The organism is Sphingomonas sp. TREG-RG-20F-R18-01 (assembly GCF_022662475.1).
Lineage (GTDB): Bacteria > Pseudomonadota > Alphaproteobacteria > Sphingomonadales > Sphingomonadaceae > Sphingomonas.
Window position 1 is genome coordinate 88,750 of sequence record NZ_JAKNQQ010000004.1, and the last position, 15,115, is coordinate 103,864.

Annotated in this window: 14 protein-coding genes and 1 tRNA gene; 7 read left to right on the forward strand and 8 right to left on the reverse strand. The window is 67.1% G+C overall.

What is annotated here, in order from left to right; genetic code table 11:
- The first annotated feature begins 85 nt into the window (after positions 1-85).
- The 3 genes from L8K25_RS12700 to L8K25_RS12710 are packed head-to-tail and all read left to right on the forward strand — an operon-like array spanning position 86 to position 4,226.
- Positions 86-1,441, forward strand: a complete 1,356-nt coding sequence (locus tag L8K25_RS12700; protein WP_242139362.1) for a cytochrome c — start codon at positions 86-88, stop codon at positions 1,439-1,441.
- Positions 1,438-1,929: a (2Fe-2S)-binding protein gene (locus L8K25_RS12705; protein WP_242139363.1), complete on the forward strand. Its 492-nt coding sequence runs from the start codon at positions 1,438-1,440 to the stop codon at positions 1,927-1,929. The genes L8K25_RS12700 and L8K25_RS12705 overlap by 4 nt, the downstream gene beginning before the upstream one ends.
- A complete protein-coding gene (locus L8K25_RS12710) occupies positions 1,926-4,226 on the forward strand; it encodes a molybdopterin cofactor-binding domain-containing protein (protein WP_242139364.1) in 2,301 nt (766 codons plus the stop codon). The genes L8K25_RS12705 and L8K25_RS12710 overlap by 4 nt, the downstream gene beginning before the upstream one ends.
- Before the next feature lie 88 nt (positions 4,227-4,314).
- Here L8K25_RS12710 and L8K25_RS12715 read toward each other — a convergent pair whose 3' ends face one another.
- The gene (locus L8K25_RS12715) at positions 4,315-5,187 is read right to left on the reverse strand and encodes a LysR substrate-binding domain-containing protein (protein ID WP_242139365.1); all 873 of its coding nucleotides are present in this window, start codon (positions 5,185-5,187) and stop codon (positions 4,315-4,317) included.
- 126 nt (positions 5,188-5,313) lie between these two features.
- Here L8K25_RS12715 and L8K25_RS12720 point away from each other — a divergent pair, with 126 nt between their 5' ends.
- Entirely contained in the window at positions 5,314-6,471 is a 1,158-nt protein-coding gene (locus tag L8K25_RS12720) for an MFS transporter (RefSeq protein WP_242139366.1), read from the forward strand.
- 214 nt (positions 6,472-6,685) lie between these two features.
- Here the strand turns inward: L8K25_RS12720 and L8K25_RS12725 are convergent, their stop codons facing one another.
- The gene (locus L8K25_RS12725) at positions 6,686-7,099 is read right to left on the reverse strand and encodes a MerR family DNA-binding transcriptional regulator (RefSeq protein WP_242139367.1); all 414 of its coding nucleotides are present in this window, start codon (positions 7,097-7,099) and stop codon (positions 6,686-6,688) included.
- A gap of 391 nt (positions 7,100-7,490) precedes the next feature.
- On the opposite strand from L8K25_RS12725, the gene L8K25_RS12730 reads away from it, so the two are divergent.
- Both L8K25_RS12730 and L8K25_RS12735 read left to right on the forward strand, forming a co-directional pair.
- Positions 7,491-7,901 carry a DUF2147 domain-containing protein gene (locus tag L8K25_RS12730; protein WP_242139368.1) on the forward strand — a complete coding sequence of 137 codons (411 nt, stop codon included), beginning with the start codon at positions 7,491-7,493 and terminating at the stop codon, positions 7,899-7,901.
- 35 nt (positions 7,902-7,936) lie between these two features.
- Positions 7,937-9,241: an outer membrane protein transport protein gene (locus L8K25_RS12735; RefSeq protein WP_242139369.1), complete on the forward strand. Its 1,305-nt coding sequence runs from the start codon at positions 7,937-7,939 to the stop codon at positions 9,239-9,241.
- Positions 9,242-9,726: 485 nt separating this feature from the next.
- On the opposite strand, the gene L8K25_RS12740 is transcribed toward L8K25_RS12735, so the two are convergent.
- A tRNA-Glu gene (locus L8K25_RS12740) sits at positions 9,727-9,801 on the reverse strand.
- A 159-nt stretch (positions 9,802-9,960) separates the two neighbouring features.
- On the opposite strand from L8K25_RS12740, the gene L8K25_RS12745 reads away from it, so the two are divergent.
- Entirely contained in the window at positions 9,961-10,107 is a 147-nt protein-coding gene (locus tag L8K25_RS12745; protein ID WP_010162657.1) for a lmo0937 family membrane protein, read from the forward strand.
- Positions 10,108-10,132: 25 nt separating this feature from the next.
- Here the strand turns inward: L8K25_RS12745 and L8K25_RS12750 are convergent, their stop codons facing one another.
- The 5 genes from L8K25_RS12750 to kdpC form a co-directional block, all read right to left on the reverse strand.
- Positions 10,133-11,503 (reverse strand): 3-deoxy-7-phosphoheptulonate synthase class II, encoded by a 1,371-nt coding sequence (locus tag L8K25_RS12750; RefSeq protein WP_242139611.1) that lies wholly within the window; start codon positions 11,501-11,503, stop codon positions 10,133-10,135.
- An 817-nt stretch (positions 11,504-12,320) separates the two neighbouring features.
- Positions 12,321-13,256 carry an NAD(P)-dependent oxidoreductase gene (locus L8K25_RS12755; RefSeq protein ID WP_242139370.1) on the reverse strand — a complete coding sequence of 312 codons (936 nt, stop codon included), beginning with the start codon at positions 13,254-13,256 and terminating at the stop codon, positions 12,321-12,323.
- Positions 13,257-13,276: 20 nt separating this feature from the next.
- The gene (locus L8K25_RS12760) at positions 13,277-13,723 is read right to left on the reverse strand and encodes a TM2 domain-containing protein (protein ID WP_242139371.1); all 447 of its coding nucleotides are present in this window, start codon (positions 13,721-13,723) and stop codon (positions 13,277-13,279) included.
- A gap of 99 nt (positions 13,724-13,822) precedes the next feature.
- Positions 13,823-14,515, reverse strand: a complete 693-nt coding sequence (locus L8K25_RS12765; RefSeq protein WP_242139372.1) for a response regulator — start codon at positions 14,513-14,515, stop codon at positions 13,823-13,825.
- Between the two features lie 10 nt (positions 14,516-14,525).
- The gene (gene kdpC / locus L8K25_RS12770) at positions 14,526-15,113 is read right to left on the reverse strand and encodes a potassium-transporting ATPase subunit KdpC (protein ID WP_242139373.1); all 588 of its coding nucleotides are present in this window, start codon (positions 15,111-15,113) and stop codon (positions 14,526-14,528) included.
- Positions 15,114-15,115: the final 2 nt, after the last annotated feature.

Below are 15,115 nucleotides of genomic sequence, written 5' to 3' on the forward strand. Positions count from 1 at the left end.
TGATGCGGCCCGTTCGCGGAGGCTCGTCCGGTCCTTAGGCGCGGCGCGCGTCATGTTCCACTGGACGTTCGACGAGGGGAGGTAGATGGGAGGCAAATACTCTGTCACCGGCCAAGGGGTTATCGATGAAGTCGCGGGTGTCATGCTGAAACGGATCCTGTTGATCGTGATCGGCGTCGTGGTGCTCGGGACGGTCGGCTTCGGCGTGTTCGCGTGGCGTCCGTCGATCGCGAAGATCCCGCAACCCGCGGCGACGAGCTTCGCGCCCGCCCTGGTCGCCAAGGGCGAAGTCCTTGCCAGCGCGGGCTATTGCGCCGCCTGCCATACGGTACGCGGCGGTCAGCCCTTTGCCGGCGGCTATGCGATGGCGACGCAGTTCGGGACGATCTATTCGACCAACATCACCCCCGACCGCAAGACCGGGATCGGCGGCTGGTCCGAGGCCGCGTTCGAACGCGCGATGCGGCACGGCGTCCGGCGGGACGGCGCGCATCTGTTCCCGGCGTTCCCTTACGATCACTTCAGCAAGTTGAGCGACGGCGACGTCGCGGCGCTCTACGCCTACTTCATGACGCGCCCGCCGGTCGAGGCGAAGGAAATCTCGTCCACCATCCCGTTCCCGCTCAACATCCGCGCGTTGCAGGCGGGGTGGAAGCTGCTGTTCTTCCATCCCGACCGGTTCGTTGCCGATCCCAAGCAAAGCGCCGAATGGAATCGCGGCGCGTATCTCGCGGAAGGGCTGAGCCATTGCGGCGCGTGCCACACGCCGCGCGGGTCGCTGGGCGCGGAGAAGCACGACCAGGCCTATGCCGGCGCGCCGATCGACGGCTGGATCGCGCCATCGCTGACCAGGACCAACCAGGCTCCGGTGCCGTGGTCGAAGGACGAACTCGTCGCCTATCTCGCGACCGGGGTGAGCCAGTATCACGGCACCGCCGCCGGTCCGATGGGCGCGGTGGCGCGCGGGCTGTCCAAGCTGCCGCCCGCCGACGTCGCCGCGATCGCGACCTATTTCGCGAGCCGGAACGGCTCGGCGGCGCAGGGCACGCAGGGCACGCAGGGCGATACGGCGATCCGCCAGGCGATGACGCGCGAAGGCATCGGGCTTGGGCTGCAATATGATCCCGCGGCGCGGCTTTATGCCGGGGCGTGCGCATCGTGCCATTACAACGGCAAGGCGCTCAACCCGTTGCGGCCCGATCTCGCGCTCAACAGCGCGGTCAGCATGGACGATCCGACCAATCTAGTCCGCGTGATCCTCCACGGCGTCAGCGCCGAGGACGGCGCGCCGGGCGTGGTGATGCCGGGGTTCAGCGGGTTCAGCGACGCCGATATCGCGCGCCTCGCCAACTGGCTGCGCGTGACCCGGACCGGCAAGCCCGGCTGGGCCGATCTCCAGAACAAGGTCGCCGCGATCCGCGCGCAGGACAGGGGCCAATGACAAGCTTCACGATCAACGGACGCCGCGTCACCACCGCGGTCGAGGACGATACCCCGCTGCTGTGGGTGATCCGCGACGACATCGGCCTCACCGGCACCAAGTTCGGTTGCGGGATCGGCATGTGCGGGGCGTGTACGGTCCATGTCGGCGGGCGCGCGACGCGGTCGTGCATCACGCCGGTCGCCGCGGTCGAGGGCGCGGAGGTGACGACGATCGAGGGGCTCGACCCGGCGTCCAATCATCCGCTGCAACAGGCGTGGCGCGAGTTGCAGGTGCCGCAATGCGGCTACTGCCAGTCGGGGCAGATCATGCAGGCCGCCGCGATGCTCAAGGATTTTCCCGCGCCCAGCGATGCCGAGATCGACGCGGTGATGACCGGCAATTTATGCCGGTGCATGACCTATGTCCGCATCCGCGCCGCGATCAAGCAGGCGGTCGGCAAGTCGGCGGTCAGCGAGACCAACGCGGCTGTGGAGCCAAAGGCATGAGCCGGCTGCGCACCGCCGCCGACCAGGCGCTCAGCCGTCGCGGCTTTCTCGTCGCCAGTGCGGCGGGCGGGGTCGCCTTCGGCTTCTCGCGCGTACTCGCCGCGATCGACCCGGCGGTTCCGGGGAGCGTCCCCGTGGCAACGACCGGGCCGTCGTTCGAGCCGAGCATGTGGTTCGGAATCGATTCCGCCGGGATCGTCACCGTCAACATCATCCGCGCGGAGATGGGCCAGCATGTCGGCACGGCGCTCGCGCGGATCCTCGCCGACGAACTCGAGGCGGAGTGGGACAAGGTCCGCATCGTCCATGTCGATACCGACCCCAAATGGGGGCTAATGGTCACCGGCGGCAGCTGGTCGGTGTGGCAGACCTATCCGGTGTTCAGCCAGGCGGGTGCGGCGGGGCGGATCGCGCTGATCGAAGCGGGCGCGAAGCTGATGGGCGTCAGCCCGGCCGGCTGCACCGCGCGCGCGGGCGCTGTCCATGCGGGCGGGCACGCAATGTCCTATGGCGATATCGCCAGGAGCGGGACGGTCGCGCGGCAGTTCACGCCCGACGACCTCAAGGCGCTCCCGACCAAGCCGGTCAAGGACCGCCGCCTGATCGGCAAGCCGGTCCATGCACTCGACATGGATGCGAAGATCAACGGCACCGGGATCTACGGCATCGACGCGAAGGTTCCCGGGATGGTCTATGCCCGGCCCAAGATGCCGCCGACGCGCAACGGCTCGAAGGTCGTCTCGGTCGACGACAGCGCGGCCAAGGGCGTGAAAGGCTATCTGCGCTATCTCGTGCTCGACGATCCGTCGGATACGGTGCCCGGCTGGGTGATGGTGATCGCGACGAGCTATTGGGCGGCGGTCAAGGCGACCGACCTGCTCGCGGTGACCTGGACCCCTGGCCCCGGCGCGGACATGACCGAGCAGGCGCTGCTCGATCACGGCGCCGCGCTCGTCGCCAAGGCGGAGGGCGGGATCAAGCTCGATATCGCCGACGATGATTCGACGCCCGCCTTCGGCAACACCGCGGGCCAGACGATCGAGCAACGCTACACGACCGCGACCGTGCTGCACTTCCAGCTCGAGCCGCTCAACGCGCTCGCGTTCGAGAAGGATGGCGTGTTCGAGATCCACGCCGGCAACCAGTGGCAGAGCCTGATCCTGCCGACGCTCGCCAAGGCGCTCGGCGTGCCCGAGACCAAGGTGGTGATGCGCAGTTATTTGCTCGGCGGCGGGTTCGGGCGACGGTTGAACGGCGATTATACCGTGCCCGCGGCGCTCGCGGCCAAGGCGCTCAAGCGTCCGGTCAAGATGATCATGACCCGCTCCGACGACGTCCGGTTCGATTCGGTCCGCTCGCCTTCGGTCCAACGGCTGCGGATGGCGTTCGGCAACGACGGGCAGATCCAGGCGATGGAGCATCACGCGTGTGCGGGCTGGCCGACGCAGGTGCTCGCCGGTCCGGCGTTGCTCGCCAAGACCAAGAAGGGCGGACAATACGACCCGTTCGCGATTTCGGGCGCGGACCACTGGTATGACGTCGGGCATCAGACGGTGCGCGCGGTCGCGAACGATCTCGCCAACACCACCTTCCGCCCGGGCTGGTTGCGCTCGGTCGGGCCGGGCTGGACCAACTGGGCGCTCGAGAGCTTCATCGACGAGGCGGCGCATCACACCAAGACCGATCCGGTCGCGTTCCGGCTCAAGCTGCTCACCGGCAAGGGCCGCAACGCGGGCACCGCGCCGAACGCGGTCGGCGGCGCCTTGCGGCAGGCCGAGGTCGTGCGGCGCGCGGCGGCGCAGGCGGGTTGGGGAACGACGCTTCCCGCCGACACTGCGCTCGGAATCGCGACGAGCTTCGGGCAGGAACGCGACATGCCGACCTGGTCGGCGTGCGTCGCGCAGGTCCATGTCGATCGCGCGACCGGCTTCGTCCGCGTGCAGAAGCTGACGCTGGTCGTCGACGCGGGGACGATCGTAGACCCCGACGGCGCACTCGCGCAGGTGCAGGGCGCGGCGTTGTGGGGGCTGAGCATGGCGCTGCACGAGGGCACCGGCTTCGAAGCCGGGCAGGTCAAGGACACCAACCTCGACACCTATCTGCCGCTGCGCATCGCCGACGTGCCGGAGATGGACATCAGCTTCGTCGAAAGCACCGAAGTCCCCGTCGGGCTAGGCGAGCCGGCGACCACGGTGGTGGGGCCGGCGATCGGCAACGCGATCTTCGCGGCGACGGGCGTGCGGCTGCGTCATATCCCGATCACGCCCGCGGCGGTGAAGGCGGGGCTCAAGGGGTAGAGCGCGCGCTCCTGCGAAGGCAGGAGCCGGGCGGATGGAGCAGGACGCCCGTAAGCCGGGACTCCTGCCGTCGCAGGAGAACAGAGAGTCAGTTCTGCCCCGCAAGCCGCTCCACCAGATAATCGACGAACACCCGCACCCGCCGCGGCGTGCTCGCACCGCCGACGAAGATCGCGTGGATGTCTTCGGTATCCCCCGGATTATACGCTTCGAGCAGCGCAACCAGTCGCCCCGACGCGATATCGCCCGCAACGTGGAAACTCCCGACCCGCGTGATTCCGACCGCTTGTTGCGCCAGTTGCACCAGCGTCTCGCCATTGTTCGCTTCGATCGTCCCGCCGACGTCCAGCGCAAACGCCGCACCGTCGCGGACGAACGGCCAGCCGGGATCGACCCGGCGGAAGTTGAAGTTGAGGCAATTGTGCGCGTACAGATCCTCGGGCACGCGCGGCGTCCCGGCGCGCGCCAGATAGGCGTGCGCGGCGACGATCGTGCGCCCGTTCGATCCGATCCGCCGCGCGGTCAGCGGGCTGTCGGCGAGCGGGCCGAAGCGGATCGCGACGTCGGCCTGGCCGCCGAGCACGTCGGTCAGCTCGTCGCTGAGGCTGAGGTCGACGAGGATTTCGGGATAGCGCGCGACGAAATCGGCGAGCAACGGCACGATCGTGATCCGCCCATACGCGAGCGACGCGCTTACCCGCAGCCGTCCGCGCGGTGCCGCCTGATAGGCGATCGCCGCTTCGGACTCGCGCAGGTCCGCGAGAATGCGCCGCGCCGCCAGTAAGTAGGCTTCGCCCTCAGGCGTCACGGTCAGCGTGCGTGTCGTCCGCACGAGCAACCGCACGCCGAGCCGTGCTTCGATCCGCGAGATGATCCGGCTGAGCGCGGACGGCGTCTGACCCAGCGCTCGCGCACCGGCCGACAGGCTACCTGCGCGCACTACCGCGTCAAAGGCTTCCATCTAGCCCGCGCGGTCGATCCTGCGCACCATCTGTGATTCTCCGGCAAAGCTGCTGGTCCCTTGCGCCCACTACCGCAAGGCGTCGCATTCCACCATTTGCTACGGATCACAGATCGGAAGAAGTGCATGAAGTTCAACCCCGCCATTCTCGCCCTTGCCGTCGGTGCGTTCGGCATCGGCGTCACCGAATTCGCGCCCATGGGGATGCTCCCGGTGATCGCGACCGATCTCGGCGTATCGATCCCGACCGCGGGGTTGCTGATCAGCGCCTATGCGGTCGGCGTGCTGATCGGCGCGCCGCTGATGACGCTGACGACCGCGCGGATCCCGCGCCGGACGCTGCTGATCGGGTTGATGGCGATCTTCACGGTCGGCAATCTGCTTGCGGCCCTGTCCGGCAGCTATGCGACGCTGCTGATCGCGCGGGTGGTCACCTCGTTCAACCACGGGGCGTTCTTCGGCGTCGGCTCGGTCGTCGCCGCGCGGCTGGTGCCGCCCGAGCGGCGCGCGGGTGCGGTGGCGACGATGTTCATGGGGCTGACGATCGCCAACGTCGGCGGCGTCCCGCTGGCGGCCTGGGCGGCGGAGGCGTTCGGATGGCGCACGATCTTCTGGGCGATCACGGGTCTCGGCGTGCTGGCGATGGCGGCATTGCGCTTTGCCGTCCCGGTTATTCCGGCGGACACCGACAGCGACATGCGCGCCGAACTGCGCGTGCTCGCGCGCGGGGACGTGCTGGTCGCCCTGCTGCTGACGGTGATCGGGTCGAGCGCGATGTTCACGGTATTCACCTATATCGTCCCGATCCTGCAGACCCAGACGCACGCCTCCACCGCGTTCGTGACCGCGATGCTGGTGCTGTACGGCGTCGGGCTGACGGTCGGCAACTGGCTCGGCGGGCGCTATGCGGATCGTTCGGTCGACGCGACGCTGATCGTGACCCTGGGTGGGCTGGTCGCGCTGCTGGTGGCGTTCGCGTTTGCCATGGCCTGGTCCGTGCCCGCGGCGGTGCTAATCTTCCTGTGGGGCGTGGCGAGCTTCGCACTGGTCCCGCCGCTCCAGCTGCGCGTGATGACCGCCGCGGGGGACGCGCCCAACCTTGCGTCGGCGATGAACATCGGCGCGTTCAATCTCGGCAACGCGATCGGTGCCGCGCTGGGCGGCGTGGTGATCGGCGCGGGGCTGGGCTATCCCGCGGTGTCGCTCGCGGGTGCGGTGATGGCGGGCGGGGGGCTCGTGCTGGTGCTGGCGCTGCGCATGCGCAGCGCCGCCGCGGCGCGCTAGGGACGACCCTCGTGCGACGCCTGGTGCCCGGCGTCCGAGGGCGGCAGGCTTGCCCGCAAGGCGGCACATGAGGCTGGTCCAGACACCGCACTACTCCCCGCCACGACGCCGCGGTTCTGCGGTCATTCGTCTTCGGCAATCACTGTTCAGGCGTCGTGACGGGGGTGGAGCCGGCGCGACGCTGCGAGTAAGCGGGTCGTTCCGCGCCGCACCGTTACCCCGCTGCGCGCGATCGTTCGGGCGTCGACGCCGCGATGCGTTCCAGCGCCTGTGCTTCGATCTTCTCGAGTTCGTCCAGCGTTTCGGCAATGGCGTCGCGTTGCGCGTCGAGCCGGTCGATGCGTTGCCGGACGCGGTCCGCCAGCGCGCGCATCTGTTCGACATGCTGCGGGTCGGCATCGTACAGATCGAGAAACTCGGTGATGTCGCTCAGCGTGAAGCCCAGCCGCTTGCCGCGAAGAATCAGCTGCATCCGGGCGATCTCCCGCCGGGTGTAGACTCGAATGGCGCCGACCCGCCCGGGCGTGATCAACCCACGATCCTCATAGAACCGCAGCGTTCGCGGCGTGATGGCAAGCATCCGCGCGACCTCGTTGATGCCGGTAAGTTCCGGTTGCCGATCGTCCAATCCGCCCCTCCCGCGACGCCTCTTATCGCGTTGTGACTCGGCCCGGTATGGATCGTCGCCCGCGTTTGCGCCTTTCATCGGAGTGTTGCGGATTTGCGACCGCGGGGGAAGCGGCATCTTGCGCCGACCGGCGAGGCGTGGACCGCGCTCGTGCAGGCGTTGCCAAAAGGCCACGCAACGCAGTGAAAAAGGGGGGCATTGTCGCTACGCTGAACGACAAACCTTGACGTGGCGGCTCATCCTTATAGGCGAGATGACACATGCCGTATACGGCATCTGTCTCGCGCATAAGACGCGAGGCGTGCAGTGGCGACCGTACAGATGCGGCGCCGGACGAAAAGTCTGCAGCCGTCCTCCTGACAGGGGGCGGCGAGGATGGAGAGGAAAGACGATGTCCCTGCTGATCATCAGCGCGCTGCTCGCCGGAGCGCCGCTTGCCACCGATACCGTCATCGGTCGGTGGAAGACCGAAACCCACAACGCCATCGTCGAAATCACCCGCTGCGGTCCGTCGATCTGCGGCAAGATCCTGACGTCCGATGCCCTGCGCGCGAATCCGGGGATGAAGGACGCCAAGAACGCGGATGCCAAGCTACGGTCCCGCCCGATCGAGGGCATGATGATGCTGAGCGGCTTCAAGCCGGACGCAGACGGCGTCTGGAGCAACGGCCAGGTCTATAATGCCGAAGACGGCAGGACCTATAGCGGCAAGATCACCCCCCTCGGCGCCAACCAATTGAAACTGCGCGGCTGCGTGTTCTTCCCGCTCTGCAAGACGCAGACCTGGACGCGCGTCCGCTAACCGCATTTCCCCCCAGACCAATACAGGAATTCTTCATGTTCAATCGTATCAAGGCCCCGCTGCTGGGCGCGACCGCGCTCGTCTCGGCATTTGGCTTCGCCGGTATCGCGCATGCCGATGCCTTTTATCTCGAGGCGCAGTCGGCGCGCGGCGCGGGGCGTGCCTTCTCGGGCGAGGCGGCCGATACCGGACCGTCGTCCTTGTGGTGGAACCCGGCCGCGATCGCCGGCATCACCGACCCGGAAGCAGCGGTCAGCGCGACCGCGATCCTGCCCAAGGGCGATGTCGTCGACAACGGCACGCTGATCCGTCGGCCGGGACAGGCGTTTGCGCCGGTTGGCGGCAATGCGGTATCGCGCGATCCGATCAACAACGGCGTGCTGCCGAGCGGCGCGATCGCCTATCCGGTCAACGACCGGATCGCGGTCGGCCTGGCGATCACGTCGCCGTTCAGCTTCACCACTGATTATGATGCGAACAGCTGGGCGCGCTACAGCGCGGACAAGACCCGCCTGCGTACGATCGACATCCAGCCGTCGATCGGCGTCGTGCTGACCGACTGGCTTCGCGTCGGCGGCGCCCTCAACGTCGAATATACCGACGCCTACCTGAGCAACGCGCTGCCCAACGTCCTGGCGTCGCTGCCCGACGGCAGCCAGACGCTCAGAGGCCATGGGTGGGACTTCGGCTGGACGGCGGGCGTGCAACTGCACAACAAGATCGCCACCGTCGGCATCAGCTACAAGTCGAGCATCGAGCATACGCTGACCGGCAACCTCGACATCGCGGGCCTGGTCGGTCCGCTTGCCGCATCGAATGTCTCGCTGTCTGGGGTCCAGGCCAAGTTCCGCACCCCGGGCCAAGTGATCGTCGCCGGTCGTTTGCGCGCGACCAACGCGCTGACGCTCAATGCTCAGGTCGTCGCCTACAACTGGAGCAAGTTCGACGCGATCCGCCTCGGCGCACCGCTGAACGTCGCGATCCCCGAGACTTACCGTGACAGCTGGAGCCTCGCCGGGGGCGTCGATTATGCGGTCGGGCCGAAGGTGACGCTGCGTGCCGGTGGGCAGCGCACGATCACGCCGACTCAGGACGGCCTGCGCGATGCGCGCGTGCCGGATTCCAACCGTTGGACCTATGCGGCCGGCGGCAGCTACCAGCTGAACAGGCACATCGCGCTCGACGCCGCTGCAAGCTACGTCGACTTCGACAATACGACGATCGATCGGGTCACCGCGGCTTATGCCGGTACGGCAGCGCAGACCCCGGTGGTGACAAACGGCCTGCTGCGCAACGCGCATGCGGTGGTCCTGTCGATGGGCGCCCGCGTTACGTTCTGACCGGGTTTCCGGGGGCGGCTGCCGTCGCCCCCGGTTCTTTGCCGCGTAAATGTCGCGATGCGCGTGGACCGTACCAGGCCGCTGCTCCTGCTATCGGCAAGACGATCATATGAAGCGACGAGTCCGTCCGCTTGCGCGCGAGTCGCGCCATCCCGCGGCCAGTGGCGCGACGCCGCCTTGCGGGACCCGCGTCGGCTTCAGGCGGACGTTACCTGCGCCGCCGCGACGACCCTGAGCAGCGTCTATGTGATCGAGCAGACGATACGCGGCCTAGCATATCGCGATTGCGAGCACGCGGCCGCTGCTTTTCCTTGAACCGATATTTCGCGGGCATCACCCGAGTGTCGCGCGTGACCGCGGAGACAATTTCAGCTTTGGTACGGGTCGCGCGCGTTTGCTACGACATGCCACCGCAGCGAAGGCTAATGGCCGTAGGTTATACGGTTACAGCGGACGCTTCTAGATATCAGGTAGCCTGACGACGCTGGTGACCCCTACGAGAATCGAACTCGTGCTTACGCCGTGAGAGGGCGTCGTCCTAACCGCTAGACGAAGGGGCCGTTAGCGAAGCGGCGTCCTTACGCATGCCGCGCAAGGACGTCAACTGCCGATCGCAATCCTTCTGCTCCGGAACTCGAACCGCATTGCCACGTTTGTGTCGGGGGCGGGCGAACTGTCGTCCGTTCCGGCGAGGGGCCGGTTTTTAGAAGGGACGTTACATGCTCTGGACGATCGTAGTCATCTTGCTGGTGCTCTGGGCACTCGGTTTTGCCGTTCATATCGGCGGCGGCCTGATCCATCTTCTGCTCGTCATCGCAGCGATCGTCGTGGTCGTGCGCCTGCTTCAGGGCCGCTCCGCGGTATAGCCCGGCCGGGGGGGCGTGCTGTGGCTCAAGCCGCCGCGCGCCGCCTTTCCGCCATTTCCACGTTGAGCATTTCCGCCAGCAGGAACGCCAGTTCCAGACTCTGACCAGCGTTGAGCCGCGGGTCGCAATGCGTGTGATAGCGATCCGCCAGCGACTGCTCGGTCACGTCGACCGCACCACCGGTGCACTCCGTGACATTCTGCCCGGTCATCTCGGCATGAATTCCCCCCGCGATCGACCCCTCCGCGCGATGCACCGCGAAGAACCCGCGCACTTCCGCCAGGATGCGGTCAAACGGCCGGGTCTTGTACCCCGTCGCCGCCTTGACGGTATTGCCGTGCATCGGATCGCAGCTCCATACCACCGGATGCCCCTCGCGCATGACGGCGCGGACCAGCTTGGGCAGCCCCGCCTCGATCTTGTCGTGACCGTAGCGGGTGATCAGTGTCATCCGACCCGGGATACGCGACGGGTTGAGCGTGTCGAGCAGCCGCAGCAGCGCGTCGGGCTCGAGGCTTGGGCCGCACTTCATGCCGATCGGATTGCCGATCCCGCGCAGATATTCGACATGCGCGCTGCCTTCGAAACGCGTGCGGTCGCCGATCCACAGGAAATGCGCGCTGGTGTCATACCAGTCGCCGGTCAGCGAATCCTGCCGCGTCAGCGCCTGTTCGTAGCGCAGCAGCAGCGCCTCGTGGCTGGTGTAGAAGCTCGTCTGCGCGAGCTGCGGCACCGTTTCGGGGCTGATACCGCACGCCTCCATGAAGTCGAGCGCCTCGCCGATGCGGTCGGCGACGTCGGCGAACTTCTTCGCCCACGGGCTGCGGCCCATGTAATCGTGCGTCCAGCGATGGACCTGGTGGAGGTTCGCATAGCCGCCGCCCGCGAACGCGCGGAGCAGGTTGAGCGTCGCGGCGGACTGGCTGTACGCGCGGATCATCCGCTGCGGATCGTTTGCGCGGCCCTCGGGGGTGAAGGCGATGTCGTTGACGATGTCGCCGCGGTAAGCGGGCAGGGTGACGTCGCCGATCGTCTCGGTATCGGCCGAGCGCGGCTTGGCGAACTGCCCCGCCATCCGGCCGAGCTTCACCGTCGGCAGCTTGGAGGCGAAGGTCAGCACCACCGCCATCTGCAGGATCACGCGGAATGTATCGCGGATGTTGTTCGCGCTGTGCTCGGCGAAGCTCTCGGCGCAATCGCCGCCTTGCAGCAGGAACGCCTTGCCCTCGGCAACGCGCGCGAGATCCGTGGTGAGGTTGCGCGCCTCCCCTGCGAAGACGAGCGGGGGGAAGGAGCTGAGTTGCGCGGTCGCGGCGTCGAGCGCGGCGGGATCCTCATAGGTTGGCATTTGCCGCGCTTCGGCGCGGGTCCAGCTATCGGGGGCCCAGCTGCTCATGTCATTCTCCGTGCGAATCTGTACATACCAGTCGGCGTGTGCCGCGATGGCGTTGGCGGCGATCTGGTTGACCGCCGGGCCGCTGGCGCGCTTGCCATCCTCTTCCCAGCCCTGGACGGTCGAGCCCGGCGCACCATACCACGCCCCGAAGGCGGCGCGGGTAAGGCCCCGTTCTTCGCGGAAGCGTTTGATCTTGAGGCCGGCCATCGTTGTCATGTGGAGGGCATTACCCAAGCGGGGTAAAGTGCGCAACGCTGTTTTTCCCTTGTGGGGTAATTCGAGCGCAATTTCTTTCGCGGGGACGGGCTGGACCGAGTTTGCGGTCGCCGGCAATGACATTCGGGTAAACATGCGTTTTGCGTGGGTCGGGTCCGCCGGCACGCGTACGACCCCGGCCGTACCGTTCTGATACATGCTGTCCGCTGCCGAATGTCGCTTTGCGGGAACCTGCGACGGAATGCGTCGTTTCGATGCCCGACTGGTTAACATGCTCTTCAGGAAGCACAAAAAATGGTGCGTAAAACTTTAGGCTCGGGTTCTTTTCGGCGTACTTTCCAAGCTCCGAGACGCCTGAACGACGATCCGCGGGCGGGCCTTACCCCGATCGAACTCATGATGTTGGACAAGTCGCTCAAGGGCGCAAACTAAAGCAGGATCGCTGGGAGGCCACGGCTGCTGCGCCTGGCCTTCACGGTTGTTCGTCTTTCGACGGAGACGTCGCTAGTGCCGGGTAGTACCCGGCCGTGCGAGCTCGACAATTACCCTTGCTCGCCAGCCCACCTCGACCGTTATCCCGCGCGGATTCGTGTGCCGTGCTTCAATAGCCCGCGTCGAGATCGACGACATTCTCCATCGTCTCCCCCGCCTGGAATCTGGAGAGGTTGCGCAGGAACAGCTCGGCAGCACGAACGAACATCCTGGTCTGGCTGCGTCCGGCGAGGTGCATCGAATGGATCACGTTCGGGGTGGTCCACAAGGGATGCTCCGGCGGGAGCGGTTCCGGGTCGACCGTATCGAGGAACGCGCCCGCGATCGTCTTGCCGCCGAGCGCCGCGATCAGCGCGGCCTGATCGACCATGTCGCCGCGCGCGATGTTGACGAGCCATGCGCTCGCTTTCATCGCCAAGAGTTCGGGTGCGCCGATTGCCGCCTTTGTGTCTCCGGTCGAGGGCGCGGCGAGGATCACCCAATCATAGTCGCCGAGTCGCGGTTTCCACTCATCCGGCGTCAGCGTTCCGTCGCGGCCCGAGCGGGTGACGCCGGTCACCGCAACCCCGAATGCCGCGAGCCGTTCGCCGATCAGGCGCCCGATCGCGCCATAGCCAACCACCAGCGCGCGGGTTTCGAACAGTTCCTGCCGTCCCGGGGCCGAATCGGGCCATGCGCGCCGGTCGGCGATCCGCACCACCTCGTCGTACCGCTTGGCGGCGACCAGGACGCCCATCACCGCATATTCGGCGACGGCGATGGCGTTGATCCCGGCGCCGTTGGTGACGATCGTCCCCGCATCGCGCAGCGCCACGAGATCGAGCGATTCGATTCCGGCGATCGCGGTGAACAGCCAGCGCAGCCGTTTCGCGGCGGCAACCGCTTCCTGCGTCAGCCCGTGCGGGTACAGGTCGACCCAGCCGATGTCCGCGTCGACCATCGCCGCGGTCGCCTCCGCCCGCGTCGCGACCCAGCTGATGTCGAGCCCGGCGGGAAGCCGCGGTTCGAGTAACTGGCGGGCAAGCGCAGGCAGGACGACTTTCATCAACGACCTTTCGGGCGGGGTTAGAACCAGGCGGTATCGCCCTCGACATATTTGCGCTCGAACGCTTCGTCGGGGGTTGCGAGATAGATGATGCATTCGATCAGCGCGATCACGCCGATGATCGCGGTCGGCACGCCAAACAGGATCGATCCGAACACCGCGACGCACAGCATCACGATCCCGGCCTTGATCTTGCCGAGGTAGAATTTGTGGAGCCCGAGCGTGCCGAGGAAGAAAGCAAGCAGCGCGGCGACGAAGCGGTTCTTGTCGGCGGCCATGGCGGTGCCGCCGGTGACGTAGATGCTGGTCGCGCGGCCGTCCTGCGCCTCGAAATCGACGCGCTGCCCGCTCTGCGGCGGCGCGCGGTGGCGCCAGTCGGCGGGGGTGAAGGCGTAGCGGCGCCCGTCCTCGGCGCTGATCATGCCCTCGCCGCTGTTGGTATCGAACCCCAAGACCTTGCCCTGCATCGTCACGTCCCCCCGGTTGTGTCGGGGGCAGCTTAGCGCGGGCGGGCGCGAAGGGAAGGGGGTGTTCTCCGTTCGTTTCGAACGGGACGGAGCAGGTGTCTACCGCTCCCCCGTCGCGAGCCGATACCCGACCCCGGGCTCGTTGATCAGCAACCGCGGCACCGCCGCATCTTGCTCGAGCTTCTGCCGCAACCCGCGGATCACGATGCGCAGGTAATCGACATGGCTTTCATGCGCCGGCCCCCAGACGGTGCGCAGCAAGTGCGCGTGGCCGATCACCCGGTCGGGCCGCTTCGCAAGTTCGGCGAGCACGTCATATTCCTTGGGCGGCAGATGGATGACCTCGCCCCCGCGCCGCACGCGGCGATGCTCGAGATCGATCTCGACGTCTCCCGCGGTCACGTTGACTCGCTCGGCCTGCGTCGCGAGCCGGTGGCGGAAGGCGGTGCGCAGCCGCGCGAGCAGTTCCTCGGTATCGAACGGCTTGATCAGATAATCGTCCGCGCCGAGATCGAGCGCGGCGACCTTCTCGCTGGTCTCATCGCGCGCCGAGACGACCAGCACCGTCGCCTGCGAGCGCGCCTTGATCAGCTGGATCATCTCGAGCCCGTCGCGGTCGGGCAGGCCGAGGTCGAGCAGCACCGCGTCGGGCTTGGCGATGTCGACCAGCGACAGGCCCTCGCGTGCGGAGCTGGCCTCGGACACGGCGTGCCCGGCGCGTTCCAAGGCGACGCGCAGCAACCGGCGGATGTGCGCGTCGTCTTCGACGATCAGGACTTTGTGGGCGGGCATGGCGTGCGTGTTACGGCCGCTTGCTCATCCGGTCGAGCGCAAGGTTGAGCGCGAGCACGTTGACGCGCGGTTCGCCGAGGAACCCGAGCAGCGGAGTCTCCGCGGTCTGCTCGACCAACTGGCGAACCCGTGCCTGGTCGATCCCGCGCACCCTGGCGACGCGCGCCGTTTGATAAAAAGCCGCCTCGGGGCTGATATGGGGGTCGAGCCCCGAGGCAGAGGCCGTCACCAGATCGGCGGGAACAGTAGAACCTGGTGCCGTAACTTTTACCGCGGCCATGTCGGTCTTGACCCGGTCGACCAGCGCCTTGCTGGTGGGTCCAAGGTTCGAGCCCGACGAAGCGGTCGCGTCATACCCCTTGCCGGCCGCAGACGGGCGGCCGTGGAAATAGCTGGGCCCGGCAAAGCCCTGGCCGATCAGCGCGGAGCCGATCACGGTCCCCTTCGCATCGCGGAGGAGGCTGCCGTTGGCCGCCCCCGGCGCGATCACCTGGCCGAGGCCGGTGAGCGCGAGCGGATAAACGAGGCCGAGCAGGAGCGCGAACAGGAGCGTCAGGACGATCGCTGGACGCAGCGCGGATTTGAAATCGGTAAGCATGT